The organism is Sphingomonas tagetis, assembly GCF_024211275.1.
GTDB classification, from domain to species: Bacteria; Pseudomonadota; Alphaproteobacteria; order Sphingomonadales; family Sphingomonadaceae; genus Sphingomonas; species Sphingomonas tagetis.
Map to the genome: position 1 here is coordinate 1 of NZ_JAMLDX010000046.1, position 1,611 is coordinate 1,611.

Below are 1,611 nucleotides of genomic sequence, written 5' to 3' on the forward strand. Positions count from 1 at the left end.
GGCCGCGGCGCGCGGATGGCCAGCGCGACCGTTTGTGCACGATGGTCGATCTCGCCCATCAGCTCGGGCGTGACGGCGATGCCGGCTCTGGTCAGCAGCGCGATGGGATCGCCGAACAGGTCGGCCAGCTGCGTGGCAACCAGCCCCTCAATCTCCTTTGCCGGAATGCGCAGTGCCGTGTTGCTGGATGTTCTGTAATGCACGTCCCGGCTGACATAATAGCGGTAGCGCTGTTTCCCCTTGGTCGCATGGGATGCAATCAGCGGCTCGCCGCGCTCGTCGACGATCCTGCCGGCGAGCAGGCTGTGGGTCGGCGAGGTGTGGGTGCGGACCCCCTGCAGATTGTCGGCGAGCAGCTGCTGGACTTTGGTCCAGTCGTGGCGATCTAAGATCGGCGGGTGCTGGCCGGCGTAAGTGTTGTCGCGGTGGACAATGTCGCCGACATAGATCGGGTTGCGCAGCATGGCGTAGAGCTGACCCTTGCTGAAGTTGCACCCGCCGAACGTCTTGCCCGTTTTGAGGATCGTGCGGACCGGGGTGCGGATGCCGTCGCGCTGCAGGCGTTCGGCGACCAGCCTGACGTTGCGCAGTTCGAGATAGCGGCGGTGGATGTCGCGGACGAGATCGGCATGGTCCTCGACGATGGCGAGGGTGCGGCCGTCGGGGCGGTAGCCGAGCGGCGGGGTGCCGCCCATCCACATGCCCTTTGCCTTGGACGCCGCGATCTTGTCGCGGATGCGCTCGGCGGTGACCTCGCGCTCGAACTGCGCGAACGAAAGCAGCATGTTGAGCGTCAGCCGCCCCATGCTGGTGGTGGTGTTGAACGACTGGGTGATCGACACGAAGCTGACGTTCGACCGGTCGAACGCCTCGACCAGCCTGGCAAAGTCGAGCAGCGAGCGCGTCAGGCGGTCGACCTTGTAGACGACGATGATGTCGATCCTGCCGGATGCGACATCGGCCAGCAGGCGCTGGAGCGCAGGACGCTCCAGCGTGCCGCCCGACAGGCCGCCATCATCATAGAGGTCGGGGACCTGTTCCCACCCCTGCCCTGCCTGGCTCAGGATATAGGCGGAACACGCTTCACGCTGGGCATCGAGTGAGTTGAACCCCTGCTCGAGGCCCTCCTCGCTCGACTTGCGGGTGTAGATCGCGCAGCGCACCCGGTTCATGCCGCTGCCGCCCTGCGCTTCAAGCCGAAGAATGCTGGTCCCGACCAGCGCGTGCCGGTGATCTCGCGCGCGACCTCGCTCAAGGACTTCCAGCTCTTGCCGTTCCAGCGGATCGTGCCGTCCTCGCCGACCTCGACGACATGGACGGTGCCGTTCCACTCCCGCACCAGCCGCATGCCGGGGACCGCGTCAGCCGTGCGGGTCTTGCCGGCGGCAAGCTGGTCGAGCTTTTGTGACGTGCGGCGCGACAGGCCGCCATATGCCCTTGCCTGCAGCTCCCACGCCAGCGCCAGCCGCATCAGGCTGGGGCTGACCCTGGGCACTGGCGTGCCGGTCAGGGCACGCCAGCGGGACTTGAGCTCGTCCGATGCCATCTCGTCCAGCTGGCCAAGCTGGCGCTCCAGCTCCGCGCTCACGCGGCAATCGTGTAGCAGGTGTC

General features: G+C 66.6%; 2 protein-coding genes. Both read right to left on the reverse strand.

The genetic code is table 11. The features are described from left to right. The coding region (locus M9978_RS22910; RefSeq protein ID WP_254297475.1) for a recombinase family protein at positions 1 to 1,172 on the reverse strand (1,172 nt) is incomplete at its 3' end. Then, on the reverse strand, positions 1,169 to 1,611 hold a 443-nt coding region (locus M9978_RS22915), incomplete at its 5' end, for a DUF2924 domain-containing protein (protein WP_367305150.1). The genes M9978_RS22910 and M9978_RS22915, both read right to left, overlap by 4 nt.